Below are 19,059 nucleotides of genomic sequence, written 5' to 3' on the forward strand. Positions count from 1 at the left end.
ACTGTATTTTGATGGGAAGTTATTTGTGAGGTTTCTGGTTGGTCCAAAAATCTACGTCAAACAACGACACTTCGTAGCCCGCAGTCGGCTTGAACGCGATTTCCGAGAACGTCGACCCGTCGCCGCCCCAAACGACTCCGTGCAGGTCCCCATAATTGTCGTCCCAATATTGCAGGTAGCTTGAATGGAGCGCACCGGAGGTCGCATTGACCGCGCGGTACGAGACGTCGACCTGAGCGGTGTCGCCATAGGACTGGCCAATCGCCGCGTAACCGCTGCACGCCGCATCCCCCGTCGACCCGCAGATATTTCCCGAAAAGTCGAGCGTGTTGATGGCGGCCTGGGCGGACGGCGCACCCGCCGCCATGGCCAGGACGAAGGCGGCGCCGGCCAGGCGGCCGGCCGTAATCTTGGATCGTGCGCTCATGGTGAACCCCCATTACGAGCTGTGGCTATCAAAGGGGGATGCGCAAAACGGCCGGAAAGGGGGCCATGAGGGCGATGAAAATCTTAATGCCCCCCTTGCTGGGGGAAGGCTATCGCATATGGCTCGGATAAGCGGCGTAGCCCACATCGCATGTCGTCCCGGAAAGCGCGCAGCGCTTGTCCGGGATCCATGAACGCCTGAGCTTTCAGGGTCTGGCGCCGCCGAGACCGATCCTAAACGCATGTGTTCATGGGTCCCGGTCTTGCTTCGCAAACCGGGATGACACCTCAATCGGCGATCAACCTCCCCCAGCGGGGGAGCAATTGTGCTTTCTACGGCTTCCTACTCGCCGGCCATCTTGAGGATCGCGGCCCATTGGGCGTCGGTGACGGGGGAGACCGAGAGGCGGCCCTGCCGGAGCATGGCCATGTCGGCGAGGGCGGGATTGGCCTTCATGTCGGCCAGGGCGACGGGGCTCTTGAGTCTGCGGACAGGGGTCAGTTCGACGGCGACGAACTTGCCGGTCGGGTCGGAGGCGTCGGGAAAGGCCTCCTTGGCGACCTGGGCGATCGCCACCACGTCCTTGCCCTGCTGGGAGTGGTAGAAGAACACCTGATCGCCGGTCTTCATGGCCTTCAGATGGCCGGCGGCAGCGTGGTTGCGCACCCCGTCCCAGACCGTGCGGCCGTCACGTTCCAGGTCGGCATAGGCGTAGGTGTCGGGTTCGGACTTCACGAGCCACTTGGACGCCATCGGGGGTTCCTTTCGATCCGGCGGGCGGCGAGGTCGCCCAGGATGAGCATGCCGTCATAGGGCGTGGAAAAGAACTCCTTGCCGACATAGGCCGCCCAGCGGCCGCGCCCGAGGTGCGGGCGGTCGAGCGGCATGGGCGGACGACGGATGCGGTGACCGAGCAGGGAGAGCAGCATGGCGCAGCGGAGCTGGTGGAAACGGCTGGTGCAGACCACCACTTCCTCGGCGTCGCCGCGAGCCGAAAGGATGGCGTGGCACAGGCGAACCGACTGCAGGGTGTCGCGGGCCTGGCCCTCGACCAGGATGCGGCCGGCGGGCGCGCCGCCGGCCCGCAGATGGTCGGCCATCACCTCCCCCTCGACATGGCCTTCGCGGCCCAGGCCGCCGGTGGCGAGGAACCATGGATCGTCCATCCCCTGCGCCGCGGCGAGCGCGCCCTCGATCGGCGGCGCAGGACGCCGCTGGGGCGGCCGTCGGGCCGGACCGCCGCGCCGAAGATGAGCAGATAGGTCGCCAAGCAGCGCGGCTCAGCCGCCGACCAGGGCCAGCCACTCGTCCTCGGTCATGACCTGGACGCCGAGCTCGGCGGCGGTCTTGAGCTTGGAGCCAGCGCCGGGGCCTGCGACCACGAGGTCGGTCTTCCTGGAGACCGAGCCGGAGACCTTGGCGCCCAACGCCTCGGCCTGGGCCTTGGCCTCGTCGCGGGTCATCCTTTCCAGGGCGCCGGTGAAGACGATGGTCTTGCCGGCGACGGCGGTGTCGGTCTTTGGCCGCTCGGCGGGGATGACCTCGTCGAGCTGGGCCAGCAGGGCGTCGACCTTGGCGTGGTTGTGCGGCTCGGCGAAGAACTCGGCGATCATGCGCGCGGCGACCGGGCCGACCGCATCGACGCCCGAGAGCTCGCGGAACTCCTCGCCCGGCGCCTGGGCGGCGGCCTCGCGAGCGACGGCGGCGATCGCGTCCCAGTCGCCGAACCGCTCGACAAGGGCGGCGCGGGCGCGGGAGTTGAGCTTGGGGATCGCCAGTTGCAGGCGCTTGTCCAGCGACAGGTCGTCCGGGACCAGGCCGAGATCATGGCCGCCGAAGTCGAGGATGGCGCGCACGGCGGTGGGGCCCAGGCCCTCGAGCTCCACCAGGGCGAGATAGCTCTCCCCTGCCCGCTGGGCCGCGGCGGCGTTGGCGACGGCGATGAAGCGCTCCACCGTCTCGAAATGGCGGGCCAGGGCCAGGGAGGTGGTCTCGCCCACATGGCGCACGCCCAGGCCGAAGATGAAGCGGTCGAGGGGGATGCGCCGCTTGGTGTCGATGGCGGCGACCAGGTTGGCGATCGAGGTTTCGCCATAACCGTCGGTGGCGCGCAGTTCGGCCAGCTTTTCCTCGTCGCGGGCCAGGCGGAAGATGTCGGCCGGTTCGGACACCCAGCCCTTTTCGAAGAAGAAGATGAGTTGCTTCTCGCCCAGGCCCTCGATGTCGTAGGCGCGGCGGGAGACGAAGTGGCGCAGGTGCTCGATCCGCTGGAACGGACAGGCGAACTCGCCCGAGCAGCGGCGCACCACGGTCTCGGCGCCCGAGGCGGTGGTCTCCTTGACGATCGGCGTCTTCAGATCGCAGGGACAGACGGTCGGGAACTGGTAGGGAACCGCGTCCGCCGGCCGCTCCTCGGGCACGTGGCCGAGGATCTGCGGGATCACGTCGCCGGCCCGTTGCAGGATCACGGTGTCGCCGATGCGGACGTCCTTGCGGGCGATCTCGTCGGCGTTGTGCAAGGTGGCGTTGACCACGACCACCCCGCCGACCGTGACCGGATGCAGGCGCGCGACCGGGGTGATCGCCCCGGTGCGGCCGACCTGGATGTCGATGGCCTCCAGGATGGTGCGGGCCTGCTCGGCGGGGAACTTGCGGGCGATGGCCCAGCGCGGGGTGCGGGTGATGAAGCCCAGGCGCTGCTGCCAGTCGAGGCGGTCGACCTTGTAGACCACGCCGTCGATATCGTAGCCGAGGTGCGGGCGCACCGCCTCCATGGCGTCGTAGGCGTCCAGCAGGCCCTGGCCGGAGATCACGCGGCGGCTTTCGGGCGTGGTCTTGAAGCCCCAGTCCTTCAGCCTGGCCAGGGCCTCCCACTGGGTCTGGGCGAAGGGGGCGCTGAGCAGGCCCCAGGCGTAGGCGAAGAACTTCAGCGGCCGGGTCGCGGTGATCTTCGGGTCGATCTGGCGCAGGGAGCCGGCGGCCGAATTGCGCGGATTGGCGTAGGTCTTCAGGCCCGCCGCGGCGTTGGCGGCGTTGAGGGCGGAAAATTCCTCGTGCCCCAGATAGACCTCGCCGCGGATCTCGACGACCTCGGGCCAACCCGAGCCAGCGAGGCGTTTCGGGATATCGGCGATGGTGCGCAGGTTCTCGGTGACGTCCTCGCCCACCCGGCCGTCGCCACGGGTCGCGCCCTGGACGAAGACGCCGTTTTCATAGCGCAGCGAGGCCGAGAGGCCGTCGATCTTCGGCTCGGCGGTATAGGCGAGCGGCTCGTCGCCGGAGAGCCGCAGGAAGCGGCGGATGCGGGCGTCGAACTCCAGGGCGTCGCCGTTGGAGAAGGCGTTGTCGAGGCTGAGCATGGGCACGCCATGCTCCACCGGCGCGAACTGTTCGGAGCGCGCCGCGCCGACCCGCAAGGAGGGGGAATTGTCGCGGACCAGGTGCGGAAAGGCTGCTTCCAACTCGGCGTTGCGGCGCTTGAGGGCGTCGTACTGCGCATCGGAAATGACCGGCGAATCCTCGCGGTGATAGGCGATGTCGTGGCGCGCGAGTTCGTCGGCCAGGAAGGTGAGTTCCTGGACGGCTTCGGATTCGGTGAGGGCGGCGGCGGGGGTGTCGGTCATCTAGGCCCTCCCCTCTCTGGGGGAGGTTATCGGCATAGCAAGAACGGAGCCCAGGCGCCCCTGGCGGCGGGGCGGGCGCCGCGAAGCGGCTATTTTGACTGGCGAGCGCGGTGAAAGCCGTGAGTCAGATGTTTTGACACCAAGACCACTAAGGGCACGAAGACCACAAAGATCAGGAAGGTCGGCGAAGGGCGCGGTTGGAACAAACCCTTGGTGGTCTTTGTGCTCTTGGTGGTCTTGGTGTTGAAATACTGACGTCGCTGACGCGCCGTCGTGGGAAAGGTTCGCCCCCTCAGTCGGCCATACGGCCGACAGCTCCCCCAAAGGGGGAGCATCTTTGTCTTCCGCCGCTTCACGCATCCATCAGGGCCCTGGCGGCGGCGCGGGCGGCGTCGGTGATGTGGGCGCCGGCGAGCATGCGGGCGATCTCTTCCTCGCGGTCGGCGGGCGAGAGGGTTTCGACCACGGTGCGGGCGACCTCGCCGCTCTTGGAGATGCGCCAGTGGGCCTCGCCGCGGGCGGCGACCTGGGGCGAGTGGGTGACGACCAGCACCTGGGCGTCGGCGGCCAGGCGCTTGAGGCGCAGGCCGACCGCGTCGGCCACCGCCCCGCCGACGCCCTGGTCGACCTCGTCGAAGATCATCAGCGGCTGCGGCCCCTCGGCGCGGCCGGCGAGCGAGGCCTTCAGCGCCAGGGCGAAGCGGGCGAGCTCGCCGCCCGAGGCGATGGCGCCCAGGTCGCCGAACGGCGCGCCGGGATTGGTGGCGACCTCGAAGGCGACGCGGTCGAGGCCGGCCGGGCCGGCGCGGTCCTCGGCCAGCGGCTCGACGGCGACTCGGAAACGGGCCTTGTCGAGTTTCAACGGGCCAAGCTCGGCCATCACGGCGGCGGCCAGCCGCTCGCCGGCGGCGCGGCGGCCTTCGGTCAGCTCGCCGGCCGCGGAAAGATAGGCGGCGCGGGCGGCGGCGACGGCGGCCTCGGCGGCCTTCAGCTCGTCTTCGGAGCTTTCCATGGCGCGCAGGCGCTCGGCGAAGCGCACGCGCAGGAGCGGCAGCTCCTCGACGCTGACCTGGAGCTTGCGGGCCATGCCGCGCAGTTCGAACAGGCGCTCCTCGGTCCTTTCGAGCTGGTCGGGGCGGAAATCGAAGGCGCCGGCGGCGGCGTCGACGGCGGCCTCGGCTTCCTGGGCCTCGCTGAACACCCGGTCGATGGCGGCGCTGGCGGCGGCCAGGCGGGCGACGGCGGGGCTCTCCTCCCCTGCCCCGGCGGCGAGCGCGCGGCTGCGGGCGTGCTCGACGGCACGGACCGCCTGAGCCAGGCGGCTGGAGAGGCCGTCGAACGCCTGGGCGGCCTCGGCGATGTCGGCCAGGGCCTTTTCGGAGGCGCCGAGGATGGCGCGCTGCTCGGCCAGGGCCGGCTCCTCGCCCGCCTGGGGATCGAGGCGGTCGAGTTCGGAAAGGCGCAGGGCCAGCTCCTCGGACTCGGCGGCGGCGCGGGCGACGATGTCGGCCAGCTCACCCGCGCGGGCGCGGGCGGCGCGCCAGTCGGCCCAGGCCGCGGCGACCGCCTGGGCCTGGCCGCGCAAGGCGCCGTAGGCGTCGAGCAAGGGGCGATGGGTGCGCGCGTCCAGCAGGCCGACGGTTTCGTGCTGGCCGTGGACCTCGAGCAGCAACTCGCCGATCTCGCGCAGCACCGTGGCGCTGGTCGCCTGGTCGTTGACGAAGGCGCGGCTGCGGCCATCGGCGGTGAGGGTGCGGCGCAGGACCAGGTCCTCGTCGCGGGCGTAGGAAAGGCCCTTCTCCTCCAGCACGTCCCAGGCGGGATGGCCGGGCGCCAGGGCGAAGACCGCCGAGACCGCCGCCTGGGCCGCGCCGCGGCGCACGAGGCCGGCGTCCGCCCGCGCGCCGACCGCCAGGCCCAGGCTGTCGAGGATGATCGACTTGCCTGCCCCGGTCTCGCCGGTGAGCGCGGTCAGGCCCGGGCCGATGGACAGGTCCAGGGCCTCGATGAGCACGACGTCGCGGATCCAAAGTCCGATCAGCATGGCCGGGAAGATCGCCTGGAATCAGCCGGTTCGGAAGACGCTTAAGTTCGCCTTAGGTTCCTATTTGTCGCCGCCGAGGCCCGGAATGCGCGACAGCAGGCCGCGCTTCTTCTTCGGGGCGGGCTGGGGCGCGGCCTCCGGTTCAGCGGCGGCGGGCGCGGCGGCGGCCTGGGCCGGGGTCTGCGCCTCGGCCGTCGGAGCCTCGTCGGCCGCCGGCGGCTTGATGGTCGCGTCCTTGTCCTTCACGAACGGCAGGTGCGAGACGAGGCTGCGGCGCTCGGAGCGCTGGGGCTCCACCGCCGGGCGCAGGCCCTTGTCGGTCAGCAGCTTGTAGGCGTCGCGATACCAGGCGTCGCCGGGATAGTTGTAGCCGAGCACGGCGCCGTTGCGCTTGGCTTCCTCCGCCAGGCCCAGGGTCAGATAGGCCTCGACCAGGCGGTAGAGCGCCTCGGGCGTGTGGCTGGTGGTCTGGTAGCGCTCGATGACGGTCTTGAAGCGGCCGATGGCGGCCAGGGTGTCGCCCTGGCGCAGATAGTAGCGGCCGATGGTCATTTCCTTGCCGGCGAGCTGGTCGTTGACCATGTCGATCTTCAGCCGGGCGTCGGCGGCGTATTCGGTGCGCGGATAGCGCTGGACGATCTCGGTCAGGTTGGCCAGCGCCTGGCCGGTAGCGGCCTGGTCGCGGCCCACGTCGACGATCTGCTCGAAATAGCAGATGGCCTTCAGATAGTGGGCGTAGGCGGCGGCGGGGTTGCCCGGATAGAGCGAGATGAAGCGGTCGGCGTCGCCGATGGCCTCGGCGTAGTCGTTGCCCTGGTAGTGGGCGTAGGCGGTCATCAGGATCGCGCGGCGCGACCATTCCGAATAGGGATGCTGGCGCTCCACCTCGCCGAAATACTGCACGGCCTGGTTCCAGAGGCCGCGGTCGAGGCGGTCGGCGCCGGTGGCGTAGAGCAGCTCCACGGGGCGCTCTTCATAGGCCAGGCGGGGCTTTTTCTGCTTGCCCGCGCATGCGGTCAGGGCCAGCGCGGCGCAGCCGACGACGAGAGCCGTGCGAGTCCGGGAATTGCGAAGCAAGGACACCTTCACCTCAAAAGGATCGACGCGCGCCCCCGCGCCGCGAGTCCCCGCTTCTACAGCATGGAATGCAGGGCGCAAATGCGGCGGAGCATGATGATCGATCTTGCGCTCCGCCTTCGCTCTCAACTCAAGTCCAAATCTCCGCCATGGCGTAGGGCGCGGTGAAAACCGCGCCAGCCTGGAAGGCTGTCGGGAACTCTGACAGGCCAGGGCTATCACACATCGAGCCTCAACCCTTCCAGATGCTCCCCTTCTGGGGGAGCTGTCGGCGAATGCCGACTGAGGGGGACTTTTGACGCCGAGCGTCTCCTGAGCGGACTGCGCGACGGCGCTTTGAACTCCAAGGGATTTCGGTGACTTAGCGCTGGTGAGTCAAAGTCCCCCTCACCCGGCCATGCGGCCGGGAGCTCCCCCAGAGGGGGAGCATACGTGCTTGCCGCTCAAGCCTTTAGACCGCCTGGGCGAGTTCCGGCGCGAGGGTGCGGTAGCGCCAGGCGTGCGGGGTGGCCAGGAGGGCGCGGACGAGCTGGTTGTTCAGGCTGTGGCCGGCCAGGACGCCTTCGAAGCGGCCGAGGATCGGAGCGCCCAGCACATAGAGGTCGCCGATGGCGTCGAGCGCCTTGTGGCGCACGAATTCGTCCGGGCGGCGCAGGCCTTCCGGATTGAGGATGCGGTCGCCCTCGATGACGACGGCGTTCTCCATCGAGCCGCCGCGGGCCAGGCCGATGGAGCGGAGGTACTCGACCTCGTGCAGGAAGCCGAAGGTGCGGCAGTTCGCCAGTTCGTCGCGGAACGCCTGCTCGTCCATGACCAGGTCGACGGTCTGGCGGCCGATGGCGGCGGACGGGAAGCGGATCTCGAAGGCGACCTCGAACTGGTCGGCCGGCAGCAGGGCCGCGCGCTTGTCGCCCTCGACGAATTCGATCGGCTCGAGGATCTCGATATAGCCGCGCAGGGCGTCCTGCTGGCGGCGGCCGGCGCGGTCGAGGATCTGGACGAACGGCAGGGAAGAGCCGTCCATGATCGGCATTTCCGGGCCGTCGAGCTCGACCACGGCGTTGTCGATCCCCAGCATGACCAGGGCGGCCATCAGGTGTTCGATGGTCGAGACCGAGACGCCGGCGGCGTTCTCGATGACGGTGCCGAGCTGGGTCTTGGTCACGGCCTCGCCGGTGGCGGGCACACGGTTGTCGCGGTCAGCCACATCGGTCCGCACGAAGACGATCCCGGTGTTGGCCAGGGCGGGGCGAACGGCGACGCGGGTGTAGGCGCCGGTATGGACGCCGACGCCGGCGAAGATGGCCGGGCCTTGCAGGGTGTGCTGAAACTCTTGTGCGCGCAAAACTCGCCGCCTTCCTCGTTCGGGCCCGCGACCGGATGGCCGCATAACGCCCCAACTGTCAGGTAAGGGCTATGCCGCGCCGCAGCAAAACACTTCCTGTTTCGCAATGTTTCGATTTGGGACGGTTAAGAATCCCTTAGGATTCAAGGGCTCCCGCGCGAAAAGCAAAACGGCCGGGCAAGGCCCGGCCGTCCGCTGAATATGGGCTTTGGACGCCTAGTTCGCCAGGCGGCGCAGGAAGGACGGGATTTCCAGATCGTCCTGATTGTCGACCTGGGCCTCCTCGACCGGCTGCTCGACCGGCGCGGCGCCCGTGCGGCTGATCGCCTGGCGGGTCGGCTGGGGCGCGGGCTGCTGGTCGTAGCGCGGACGGCTGCCGAACAGGCTGAGGAAACCGCCGCGCGGGCGGCGCTCCTCGTAGGCCGGCTGGGCGAACAGCGGCTCCTCCTCCATCTCCTCGACCGCCGGGTCGACGATCCGGGTGATGGGGCGGGCGATCTGCGGCTCGGGCGCGGCGGCGGTCACGCTCGCCGGGGCGGGCGCGGGCTCGGCGTAGAGGTCGGCCTGCTCCTCCTCGAACACCACCTTCGGCTCGGGCGGCGGAGCCGCGGCGGCCACGGCCGGCGCCGGGGTCGGCGGGACATAGGCGGCCGGTTCCGGATAGCGCGGCGCCGGCGGGGCGACGGGGCGCTGCTCGGCATAGGTCGGGACCGGCGCGGGGGCCGGACGCTCGTAGGCGGCGGCGGCCGGACGGATCACCGGCTCGGTCACCGGGGCCGGACGGGCCGTCTCGGCGCGCAGCGGCGGGGCGGACAGCGGCTTGCGCTCGACCTTCGGCTCGATGGCGGCGATCGAGGCGCCGTCCATGCCGGTGGCGACCACCGACACGCGGATCATGCCGTCCAGCGACGGGTCGAAGGCCGCGCCGAAGATGATGTTGGCTTCCGCATCGACCTGTTCGGAGATGGCGTTGGCCGCCTCGTCGACTTCCAGCAGGGTCATGTCCAGGCCGCCGGTGACGTTGACCAGCACCGCCTTGGCGCCCTTCAGCGAGACTTCGTCCAGCAGCGGGTTGGCGATGGCGTTCTGCGCGGCCATCAGGGCGCGGTCTTCGCCGGTCGCCTCGCCGGTGCCCATCATCGCCTTGCCCATCTCGGTCATGACGGTGCGGACGTCGGCGAAGTCGAGATTGATGAGGCCCGGCAGCACCATCAGGTCGGTGATCGAGCGCACGCCCGAGTGCAGGACCTGATCGGCCATGCCGAAGGCTTCGGCGAAGGTGGTCCGCTCGTTGGCGACGCGGAACAGGTTCTGGTTCGGAATGACGATCAGGGTGTCGACATAGCGCTGCAGCTCGCCGATGCCGGCGTCGGCCAGGCGCATGCGGTGGCGGCCCTCGAAATGGAAGGGCTTGGTCACCACGCCGACCGTCAGGATGCCGCGTTCACGCGCGCACTTGGCGATGATGGGGGCGGCCCCGGTGCCGGTGCCGCCGCCCATGCCGGCGGTGATGAAGATCATGTGGGCGCCGTCGAGGTGCTCGCCGATCTCGGGGATCGACTCCTCGGCCGCGCTCATGCCGACCTCGGGATGCGCCCCGGCCCCCAGGCCCTGGGTCACCTGGACGCCGAGCTGGATGCGGCGGTCGGTCTTGGCGAAGGCGAGCTGCTGGGCGTCGGTGTTCGCGACGACGAACTCGACGCCTTCGAGCCCGGCCTCGATCATGTTGTTGACCGCATTGCCCCCGGCGCCGCCGACGCCGAACACGACGATCCGCGGCTTGAGTTCGGTCGCGCGCGGCGCTGAAAGTGCGATAGCCATTGGGACCCCTGTGTCCTCCGTACCGTGGTCAAGGGAACACGAGGCGACCCGCCCGCCCCGCTCCCGCGACGGCTGGCGTTAAGGAAGCGCCCACCATCGTTAATTGGCGGTTAACTGCATAAGGCGAGTCGGAGGCGCGTGAAGACGCCGTCCCCAACAAAATTTCTTACTGTGCAAGGCTTGGCCGTTAACCACCCGAGGGCGGCTGCGGCGTCTTGACCGGGGATGGCGGCGCCTTGGCCTAAGCGGCTCAACGAACACGGTTTTGCGCGCCGGACTCAGGGGCGGGACGGCTCCATGCGATCGGTGTCGTCCCGGTTTGCGTAGCAAGACAGGATCCATGAACACCTGATGGCGGCGGGCTGGACCGAGCCTTGACCTGCAATATCAGGTGTCCATGGGTCCCGGTCTTCGGCTGCGCCGAAACCGGGAAGACATCCGCTTGAGACGCGCCCCGGCTCAGAGGTTCTCGCGCAGCCAGGCGGCGGCCTTGGCGACCGGGTTGGCGCGCGGATCGAGCGGCTCGCGGCGCAGCTTGGCGCTGGCCAGGGCCTTGGCCGAGACCGCCTCGCGCGGGCCGAAGGCGGCGCGTTGCAGCACCCCGGCGGCGGCGCAGAAGGCCGGGCCGGAAGCGGCGTCGGCCAGGTGCGGCACGCGGCGCGGACGGCCCAGGCGCACCGGGCGGTCGAAGACGCGCACGGCGACTTCGCGCACCCCGGCGAGCTGGCTGGCGCCGCCGGTGAGGACGAGGCCCGCGCCCGGCTCGACCGGTGCTCCCGAGGCCTTGAGCCGGTCGCGCAGCAGTTCTAGCGTCTCCTCGACGCGCGGGGCGATGATGCCCTTCAGCAGCGAGCGCGGGGCGATGACCGGGCCGGCGCCGGGATCGTCGCCCCGCGGCGGGGCCTCGATCATCTCGCGATCCTCGTTGGCCGAGGCGATGGCCGAGCCGTGCAGGGTCTTGATGCGCTCGGCGCCGGCGACCGAGGTCGAAAGGCCGCGGGCGATGTCGGCGGTGACGTGGCCGCCGCCGACCGGCAGGGTTTCGACATGGATCAGGCTGCCGCCGGAGAACACCGCGGCCGAGGTCGAGCCGCCGCCCATGTCGATGCACACCGCGCCGAGGTCCATCTCGTCCTCCTCCAGGGCGGCGAGCGCCGAGACGAAGGGCGCGGCGACCACGCCTTCGAACTGGAGGTGGGCGCGTTCGACGCAGGCGCCGAGGGTCTGGTAGACGGCCTCGCTGACCGTCACCACCAGCAGCTCGACGCCGAGGGCGCGGCCGAACATGGCGCGCGGATCGCGGATGGCGCCCTGGGCGTCGACGCTCCAGGCGACGGGCAGGATATGGGCGGCGCGGCGGCCGGGAATCTTGATCTGCGACAGGGCCTGGTGGATGGCGCGGACCAGGTCGCCGTCGGTGATCGGGCGGGCGCCGAGCGAGACGCGGCCCGAGACGCGGTGGCTGGCGAGCTGGCCGCCGGCGGTGGCGACGGTGACGCCCTGGACCTGGACGCCGGCGACGTTCTCCGCCCGCTCCACGGCCTGGGCGATGGCGTCGGACGCCTCGTCCAGATTGATGATCGCCCCGCCGCGCACGCCGCGCGACTGGACGTAGCCGACGCCGGCCGCGGTCAGGGTGCGGTCGCCCCGGCGCACGCCGTCGGGCTTCATGATGAAGCAGGTGACCTTGGACGCGCCCAGGTCCACGGCGGCCACCACCGGCTGGCGGCTCAGCGCGGCCTTCAGGCCTTCGCGGCTTTCCTTGCGTTCCTCAACCCGGGTCGACAAGTCCTTGGTCCTCTTCTCTTTCGTCTAGGCGCCGTTGGCGACCAGTTGGCCGGGCAGCACGCCGTCGCGCGGACGCACCGCCACCACCGAGGGATCGCGCAGGTCGATCCGCTCGAACCCCAGTTCGAGGATGCGCGAGCGCTGGTCGAGCTGTTCGAGCTGGATCAGGGCCGCGCCCTCGTCCACCGCCGGAAGCTGCACCAGCGAGCCGTCCTTCATCCGCAGGTCCCAGCGGCGGCCGTCGACGCGGATCAGCGCCTCGGTCCGTTCGGCCAGGCGCGGCCGGGCGGCCACCTCGGGCAGGATGGCGGCGGCGGCCTCGTTGGCCCCAGCCCCCACGATCAGCGGCAGGCGCGCGAAGCGGCCGGGGTCGGCCTCGGGGATCACGCGGCCGGTCTCGTCGATGACGTAGCTGCGGCCGTTGTGCTGCCACACGGCGAGTTGGCGCCGTTCCGTCACGGCCAGGACCAGGGTGTCGGGCAGTAGGCGCACCACGCGCGCCTCCTTGACCCAGCCCACGGCCTCGACCCGCTGGCGGATCTGCTCCAGGTCCAGGCGCAGCATGGGATCGTCGCGATAGACCCCGGCGGCGCGCAGGATGTCGGGCGTGGCCATGGCCGAAGCGCCTTCGACATGGACGGTCTTCAGCCGGAAGCCGACGCCGGCGAGTTGGCCGCCGACCGCGGCCCCCGCCCCGCCGGCCAGCTTCTCGGCGCGATGGCCGGTCGAGAGGGTGACGACCAGCGCCACGCCGACCACGCCTACCGCGGCCAGCAATGCGCCCCAGGGCGACAGGCCCGCGCCACGCACGGCGCCCAGCTTGCCGGGCGCATACGAGGCCCCCGGCTTGCGAGCGCGGGGGCGCGATTTGGAGCTAGCGGGCGCTTTGGCCCGGGGCTTCGCGGCGCCGCGCGACTCCCCCCGCATCGCCGCGGGCATACGCATCCTCCGTGATCCAAAGCACCAGACGATCGAAATCCACCCCCATCTGCGCCGCCTGCTCGGGAACGAGCGAAGTCGGCGTCATGCCGGGCTGGGTGTTGACCTCCAGAAGGACCAGAATGTCGTTAATGTCGTCATAACGAAGATCGGACCGGGTAACGCCTCGGCAACCAAGCGCGGCGTGGGCGGTCTCCGACAGTTTCAGCGCCTTTTCAAAGACATGGGGTGGAATTTCGGCGGGCAGGACGTGGACGGAGCCGCCCTCGGCGTACTTGGCTTCGTAATCGTAAAATTCTGTCTGCGGGATAATGTCGGTGACGGTGATCGCCTTGCCGTCCATCACCGCGACGGCCAGCTCCTTGCCGCGGATATAGGGCTCGATCATCACCTCCTCGCCATGGGTCCAGGCCGGGGCGACAAGCTCCTGCGGCGGGCGATTCGCTCCCTCGCGGACGATGAAGACGCCGACGGAGGAGCCCTCGGCGTTCGGCTTGATCACATAGGGCGGCGGCATGACGTGGTCGGCGGCCGCCACATGGCGGCTATAGAGCCCCCCGCCCGGCACGGCGACGCCGGCCGCGGCCATCACCGCCTTGGCCTTGGCCTTGTCCATGGCCAGGGCCGAGGCCAGCACGCCCGAGTGGGTATAGGGAATCCGCAGCGTCTCGAGGACGCCCTGGACGCAGCCGTCCTCGCCCCATTCGCCGTGCAGGGCGTTGAAGCAGACGTCCGGCTTCAGGGCGCTCAGCACCTGGGCCAGGTCGCGGCCGGCGTCGACATAGGTGACCTTGGCCCCCAGCCGCTCGAGCGCCGCGCCGCATTCGCGGCCCGAGGACAGGCTGACCTCGCGTTCGGCCGAGAGGCCCCCGTACAACAGGGCGACGTGGTGTCCGGAAAGGGGAAGGCTCGCAGAAGAGGAGGTCACTGGGCGGAGCTCGCAAGCTGGGAGGAACGGGCCTTGAAAAGAGCATGGCGCATGGTCGGCGCGTGCCCGCGCGCGGGAGTCCTGTCAAGCGGCCCGACGCCGCACGGGGGCGCTGCTGACAGCACGCTGGCGCCAATGGGCGGCTAACCCAAGGCGAAAGAGGAGGCCCCATGACTGTCGGCCTTGAGGAGGCGCGGCTGACGGGCAAGGACGGCCCATGTCCGACCAAGGCCTCGGCAAGCGTTCGCTTGATTCCGAGCGGCCGGCTCCAGGACCTCGCAGGACCAGAACCCGCCACAATTCGAGGAAGAGTTGGACTGTCTTGAGCAGGTTTTTCGCCTGTCAGGCGAATTCCTAACCCTGGCGTAACGCTGACCGGTTGAATTAGGCCTTAATTAAGAAAAAATGCTTGCGAAACGTAAAATAGCTTCGTTATCGCTACGCTCAAGTTCGCCCATATGGGGGGCGATGGAGGCTCGGAACATGCAATTCAACGTCAAATCTCATTCGATAGCGCTGGCCGCCGCGGCGGCTCTGTCCGCCGGTGCGTTCGCCGCTCCGGCCGCGGCCGCAACGGTTGAGTTCAGCAACATCACAGGCACCTGGTCGAACGCCACGCCGTCTTATGCGGTCAACTATTCCGGAAACGGCACGGCTAATGCAAAGGCGACCTGGGGCGGCGGCAACAAGCCGAGCGGCTATACGTTCCAAGGGATTTCGCCGACCAGCGTGAACATCAACGGCCCTGGCAGCTACGGTCCGGTCGACCTCGGCAACTTCACGCACAACAACTGGCCGATCAGCGGCTCCTCCATCACTTCGCTCAAGTTGGCGATTAAGATGAACGTGAAGATCGGCGCCCAAGACTTGGGTCAGCGTACGTTCAATTTCGCTTTCAACCACTGGGAAACGGACAACGATCCCTTCTGGCCGCGGACCCCTTGCGCCAACGGGCAATCTCAGAGCTCTTCGATCAACAGCAACGGTTGCGCCGACCGCGTCACCGTCACCAGCCTCAATGACTCCCAGACCTTTGAGGTCGACGGAGCTCTATATACGCTGGACTTCGCTGGCTTCCTAAGCAACGGGCAGCAGGTTTCGGAATTCTGGACCAAGGAAAAAGCCAACAATACGGCCATGTTCCAGGCGTCGATCAAGATGGTTCAGTCGGCCGTGCCGGAACCCTCGACCTGGGCGATGATGATCGTCGGCTTCGGCGCCGCCGGGGCGATGGTCCGCAGCAGCCGCCGTCGTGGCGCGCTCGCCGCCTAAGACCCAAGCTTCTCCAAAGCTGTGTCAGCGCCGCCGGTCCCAAGGGCCGGCGGCGTTTTCATTGGAGGACGTTCGGGAGCGCCGAGCCTGAGCTAACGCATATGAGTGTCATCCCGGTTTGCGAAGCAAGACCGGGACCTATGAACACAGGCGGTTCAGAATCCATCTCGGCGGTGCAAGACCTTGGAAAATCAGGTGTTCATGGATCCTGGACAAGCGCTGGGCGCTTTCCGGGACGACATACAATGGGTTACGGCTGCTTATCCGCGCCACGTGTGATCGCCCTCCCCCTGGGGCTGGGGGAGGCAATTTACTCACTGGAGGCGCTTAGCCCCCAAAGGCTTCACCAGGCGGGGCTGAAGATCAGGCCGGGCTGAAGATCAGGCCGGGCGGCCGAGGCGCTTGATTTCCCATTGCAGGTCGATCCCGGTCCTGGCCTTCACGTCGGCGCGGACGGCTTCACCCAGGCCTTCGAGGTCGGCGGCGGTGGCTTCGCCGGTGTTGATCATGAAGTTCGCGTGCAGGGGCGAGAACATCGCCCCGCCGTGCGGCTTGCCGCGCCAGCCGGCGGCGTCGACCAGCTTCCAGGAGGAATGGCCCTCCGGGTTCTTGAAGGTCGAGCCGCCGGTCTTCTCGCGGATCGGCTGGGTGGTCTCGCGGCGGGCGGTGATCTCGGCGATGCGGGCGGCGACGGCGTCAGGTTCGTCGGGCGTTCCGCGATAGGTCGCCTCGACCCAGATGATGTCGGCAGGCGCCTGACTGTGGCGATAGGTATAGCCGAAGTCGGCGAGGTCGTAGTCGACGCGGCGGCCGCGGCGGTCGTAGCCCCAGGCGCGAACCAGGATGTCCTTGGTCTCGCCGCCGTAGCAGCCGGCGTTCATGGTCAGGGCGCCGCCGACCGTGCCGGGGATGCCGGCGTAGAACTCCAGGCCCGCCAGTCCCGCCTTGGCCGCAGCCTTGGCCACGGCGGCGTCGAGCGCCCCGGCGCCGGCGACGATGAGGTCGCCTTCGACCGAGATCGCGCCGAACGGGCGGCCGGCCAGACGGACGACCACGCCCTCCACCCCGCCGTCGCGGACGATGACGTTGGACCCGACGCCGAGCACCGTGACCGGCACGTTTTGCGGCAAGGCCTGCAGGAAGGCGCCGAGATCCTGGGGATCGGCCGGCAGGAACAGGACGTCGGCCGCGCCGCCGACCCGGAACCAGGTGAAGGAGCCCAGCGGCTCGTCCCGCAGCAGGCGGCCGCGGACGGCGGGCAGCGCCTCGCGCCAGCTCATTCGGCCGGCGCCTCGAGCTGGGCCGGCAGGGCGCCCGCCCAGGCGGTGATGTCCCCTGCCCCCAGGCAGACCACGAGATCGCCGGGCGCCGCCTCCTGGCGGACCAATGCGGCGAGGGCCGCGGGGCTTTCCAGCGGCAGGGCGCGGCGATGGCCGAAGCGGCGCAGGCCGTCGACCAGGCCGTCGCGGTCGGCGCCGGGGATCGGACTCTCGCCGGCGGCGTAGACATCGGCGACGATCACGGTGTCGGCGTCGTTGAAGCAGCCGCAGAACTCGTCGAACAGGTCGTGCAGGCGGCTGTAGCGGTGGGGCTGGACCACGGCGATCACCTTGCCTTCGGTCACCGCGCGGGCGGCCTTCAGCACCGAGGCGATCTCGACCGGGTGATGGCCGTAGTCGTCGATGATGCGCACGCCATTCGCCACGCCCGTGGTGGTGAAGCGCCGCTTGACCCCGCCGAAGCCGGCCAGGCCCTTGCGGATATCCTCGTCGGAGACCCCCAGTTCGCGGGCGATGACGATGGCGGCGGTGGCGTTGAGGACATTGTGCTGGCCGGCCATGGGCAGGTGCAGGCTCTCCAGCCGGCTGACCGGGCCGTCCTGGGGCGCGAAGATCACGTCGAAACGCGAGCCGTCGGGGCCCATGGTGATCTTGTCGGCCCGGACCTCGGCCTGGGGATTGGTCCCATAGGGGATCAGGCGGCGGTTCTGCACCCGCGCGGCCATGGCCTGGACCTCGGGATGGTCGGTGCAGACGGCGGCGAAGCCGTAGAAGGGCATGTTCTCGACAAAGGTCTGGAACGCCTTCTTCACCGCGTCGAAGTCGCCGTAGTGGTCGAGGTGCTCGGGGTCGATATTGGTGACGATGGCGCAGGTCGACTTGACGCGCAGGAAGGTGCCGTCGCTCTCGTCGGCCTCGACCACCATCCAGTCGCCGGCCCCGACCTTGGCGTTGGTGCCGTAGGCGTTGATGATGCCGCCATTGATGACCGTCGGGTCCATGCCGCCCGCGTCGAGCAGGGCCGCGACCATCGAGGTGGTGGTGGTCTTGCCATGGGTGCCGCCGATGGCGACCGTGTATTGCAGGCGGGTCAGCTCGGCCAGCATCTCGCCGCGATGGACCAGCGGCAGGCGCTTCTCGCGCGCGGCGACCATCTCGGGATTGTCGGCCTTCACCGCGGTCGAATAGACGACGGCGTAGGCGCCTTCGACATGGGCCGGGTCGTGGCCGATGAAGACCTTGGCGCCCAGCTTCTCCAACCGTTCGGTGTTGGCGCTGGCCTTGGCGTCGGAGCCCTGCACCGTATAGCCGATGCGCAGCATGATCTCGGCTATGCCACTCATGCCGATGCCGCCGATGCCGATGAAGTGGACCGGACCGCGGGCGAAGAAGGGGACGGGGCGCTGGTTCATCTTTGGGCGGCGGTTCTTTCGACCAGGTCGGCCAGGCGTTCGGCCGCGTCGGGCTTGGCGATGGAGCGGGCGCCGGCGGCCATGCGGGCCAGGCGCTCGGGATTGGTCAGCAACTTTTGCAGGGCGCCGGCCATGGCGTCGACGGTGAGCTGGCTTTCACGAGCGACCTCGGCGCCGCCGGCCTCGGCCATGACGCGGGCGTTCTGGCCCTGGTCGTCGTCCAGGGCGATGGCGAGCGGCACCAAGATGGCGGGTTTGCCGGCGACGGCGAACTCGCAGACCGAGCCGGCGCCGGAGCGGCCGACGACGAGGTGGGCGTCGCGCAGGCGGCCGGCCATGTCGCGGAAGAAGGGGGCGATCTCGGCCTCGACCATGGCATTGGCGTAGATGCGGCGCGCGCCGTCCATCGACTCCTTGCGGGTCTGCTGCTGGACCTTCAGCCGTACGCGCAAGCCTTCGGGCAGCTTGGCGATGGCCTCGGGCATCAGCTCGGAGAGCAGGCGCGCGCCCTGGCTGCCGCCGGTGACGAGGATGCGGATCGGCCCGCCCTCGACCGGCGGGACATAGGGCAGGTCGGCCAGGGCGCGGATGTCGGGACGAACCGGGTTGCCGACCACGACGGCGTTCTCGGCCACGCGGCCGGGCGCCTTCTGCAGCACCGGAAAGGCGCAGGCCACGGCGTTGACGTGGCTGGCCAGGCGCCGGTTGGCGCGGCCCATCACCGCGTTCTGCTCGTGCAGCAGGGTCGGGCGGCGCTGGGTGATGGCGGCCAGCAGGCCCGGCGCGGACGGGTAGCCGCCGAAGCCGACCACCACGGCCGGGTCGAGACGGGTGAAGGCCGCGCGCGCCTGCATCACCCCGCGAACGATGGCGATCCCGGCCTGGGCCATGCTGATGACGTCGCCGCGGCGGAAGGTGCGGGCCGACAGGCCGATGCGCTCCTCGGCCGGGAAGCTCTCGGCGAAGGCGGCGGCGCGCTCGTCGGAGGCCAGCACGATGCGCCAGCCGCGCGCGATCAGCGCCTCGGCGAGCGCCTGGGCCGGAAACAGGTGGCCGCCGGTTCCCCCGGCGGCGACGACAGCGATCTTACGCATCCGACGGCT

General features: G+C 69.5%; 15 protein-coding genes. 1 reads left to right on the forward strand and 14 read right to left on the reverse strand.

Features of this window, described 5'->3' with window-relative positions; translation table 11 throughout:
- Nucleotides 1-19 precede the first annotated feature (19 nt).
- From ACE3TL_RS07790 to ACE3TL_RS07840, 11 genes are all read right to left on the reverse strand, one after another.
- Nucleotides 20-427, reverse strand: coding sequence for a hypothetical protein (locus ACE3TL_RS07790; RefSeq protein ID WP_374578150.1), 408 nt, complete (start codon nucleotides 425-427; stop codon nucleotides 20-22).
- Between the two features lie 342 nt (nucleotides 428-769).
- Nucleotides 770-1,180: an EVE domain-containing protein gene (locus tag ACE3TL_RS07795; RefSeq protein ID WP_374578151.1), complete on the reverse strand. Its 411-nt coding sequence runs from the start codon at nucleotides 1,178-1,180 to the stop codon at nucleotides 770-772.
- On the reverse strand, nucleotides 1,159-1,701 hold the full coding sequence (locus ACE3TL_RS07800; protein ID WP_374578175.1) for a YdcF family protein: 543 nt from the start codon (nucleotides 1,699-1,701) through the stop codon (nucleotides 1,159-1,161). Before ACE3TL_RS07800 ends, ACE3TL_RS07795 begins: the two co-directional genes overlap by 22 nt.
- 6 nt (nucleotides 1,702-1,707) lie before the next feature.
- A complete protein-coding gene (gene ligA / locus ACE3TL_RS07805) occupies nucleotides 1,708-4,050 on the reverse strand; it encodes an NAD-dependent DNA ligase LigA (RefSeq protein ID WP_374578152.1) in 2,343 nt (780 codons plus the stop codon).
- 352 nt (nucleotides 4,051-4,402) lie between these two features.
- Nucleotides 4,403-6,094, reverse strand: a complete 1,692-nt coding sequence (gene recN, locus ACE3TL_RS07810; protein WP_374578153.1) for a DNA repair protein RecN — start codon at nucleotides 6,092-6,094, stop codon at nucleotides 4,403-4,405.
- A gap of 60 nt (nucleotides 6,095-6,154) precedes the next feature.
- On the reverse strand, nucleotides 6,155-7,171 hold the full coding sequence (locus ACE3TL_RS07815) for an outer membrane protein assembly factor BamD (RefSeq protein ID WP_374578154.1): 1,017 nt from the start codon (nucleotides 7,169-7,171) through the stop codon (nucleotides 6,155-6,157).
- Between the two features lie 451 nt (nucleotides 7,172-7,622).
- Nucleotides 7,623-8,561, reverse strand: coding sequence for a UDP-3-O-acyl-N-acetylglucosamine deacetylase (lpxC, locus tag ACE3TL_RS07820; protein WP_374578155.1), 939 nt, complete (start codon nucleotides 8,559-8,561; stop codon nucleotides 7,623-7,625).
- Between the two features lie 171 nt (nucleotides 8,562-8,732).
- Entirely contained in the window at nucleotides 8,733-10,337 is a 1,605-nt protein-coding gene (gene ftsZ, locus ACE3TL_RS07825; protein ID WP_374578156.1) for a cell division protein FtsZ, read from the reverse strand.
- A 459-nt stretch (nucleotides 10,338-10,796) separates the two neighbouring features.
- On the reverse strand, nucleotides 10,797-12,008 hold the full coding sequence (ftsA, locus tag ACE3TL_RS07830) for a cell division protein FtsA (protein WP_374578176.1): 1,212 nt from the start codon (nucleotides 12,006-12,008) through the stop codon (nucleotides 10,797-10,799).
- A 141-nt stretch (nucleotides 12,009-12,149) separates the two neighbouring features.
- Nucleotides 12,150-13,064, reverse strand: coding sequence for a cell division protein FtsQ/DivIB (locus ACE3TL_RS07835; protein WP_374578177.1), 915 nt, complete (start codon nucleotides 13,062-13,064; stop codon nucleotides 12,150-12,152).
- A complete protein-coding gene (locus ACE3TL_RS07840; protein ID WP_374578157.1) occupies nucleotides 13,000-13,992 on the reverse strand; it encodes a D-alanine--D-alanine ligase in 993 nt (330 codons plus the stop codon). Before ACE3TL_RS07840 ends, ACE3TL_RS07835 begins: the two co-directional genes overlap by 65 nt.
- Nucleotides 13,993-14,475: 483 nt before the next feature.
- Between ACE3TL_RS07840 and ACE3TL_RS07845 the strand changes: the two genes are divergently transcribed.
- On the forward strand, nucleotides 14,476-15,264 hold the full coding sequence (locus ACE3TL_RS07845; RefSeq protein WP_374578158.1) for a THxN family PEP-CTERM protein: 789 nt from the start codon (nucleotides 14,476-14,478) through the stop codon (nucleotides 15,262-15,264).
- Between the two features lie 380 nt (nucleotides 15,265-15,644).
- Here the strand turns inward: ACE3TL_RS07845 and murB are convergent, their stop codons facing one another.
- The 3 genes from murB to murG are packed head-to-tail and all read right to left on the reverse strand — an operon-like array spanning nucleotide 15,645 to nucleotide 19,050.
- Nucleotides 15,645-16,544, reverse strand: coding sequence for a UDP-N-acetylmuramate dehydrogenase (gene murB / locus ACE3TL_RS07850; protein ID WP_374578159.1), 900 nt, complete (start codon nucleotides 16,542-16,544; stop codon nucleotides 15,645-15,647).
- The gene (gene murC / locus ACE3TL_RS07855; RefSeq protein ID WP_374578160.1) at nucleotides 16,541-17,956 is read right to left on the reverse strand and encodes a UDP-N-acetylmuramate--L-alanine ligase; all 1,416 of its coding nucleotides are present in this window, start codon (nucleotides 17,954-17,956) and stop codon (nucleotides 16,541-16,543) included. Before murC ends, murB begins: the two co-directional genes overlap by 4 nt.
- The gene (murG, locus tag ACE3TL_RS07860; protein ID WP_374578161.1) at nucleotides 17,953-19,050 is read right to left on the reverse strand and encodes an undecaprenyldiphospho-muramoylpentapeptide beta-N-acetylglucosaminyltransferase; all 1,098 of its coding nucleotides are present in this window, start codon (nucleotides 19,048-19,050) and stop codon (nucleotides 17,953-17,955) included. The genes murC and murG overlap by 4 nt, the downstream gene beginning before the upstream one ends.
- Nucleotides 19,051-19,059: the final 9 nt, after the last annotated feature.

Origin of the sequence: Phenylobacterium sp., assembly GCF_041920015.1 — a bacterium.
GTDB lineage: Bacteria > Pseudomonadota > Alphaproteobacteria > Caulobacterales > Caulobacteraceae > Phenylobacterium.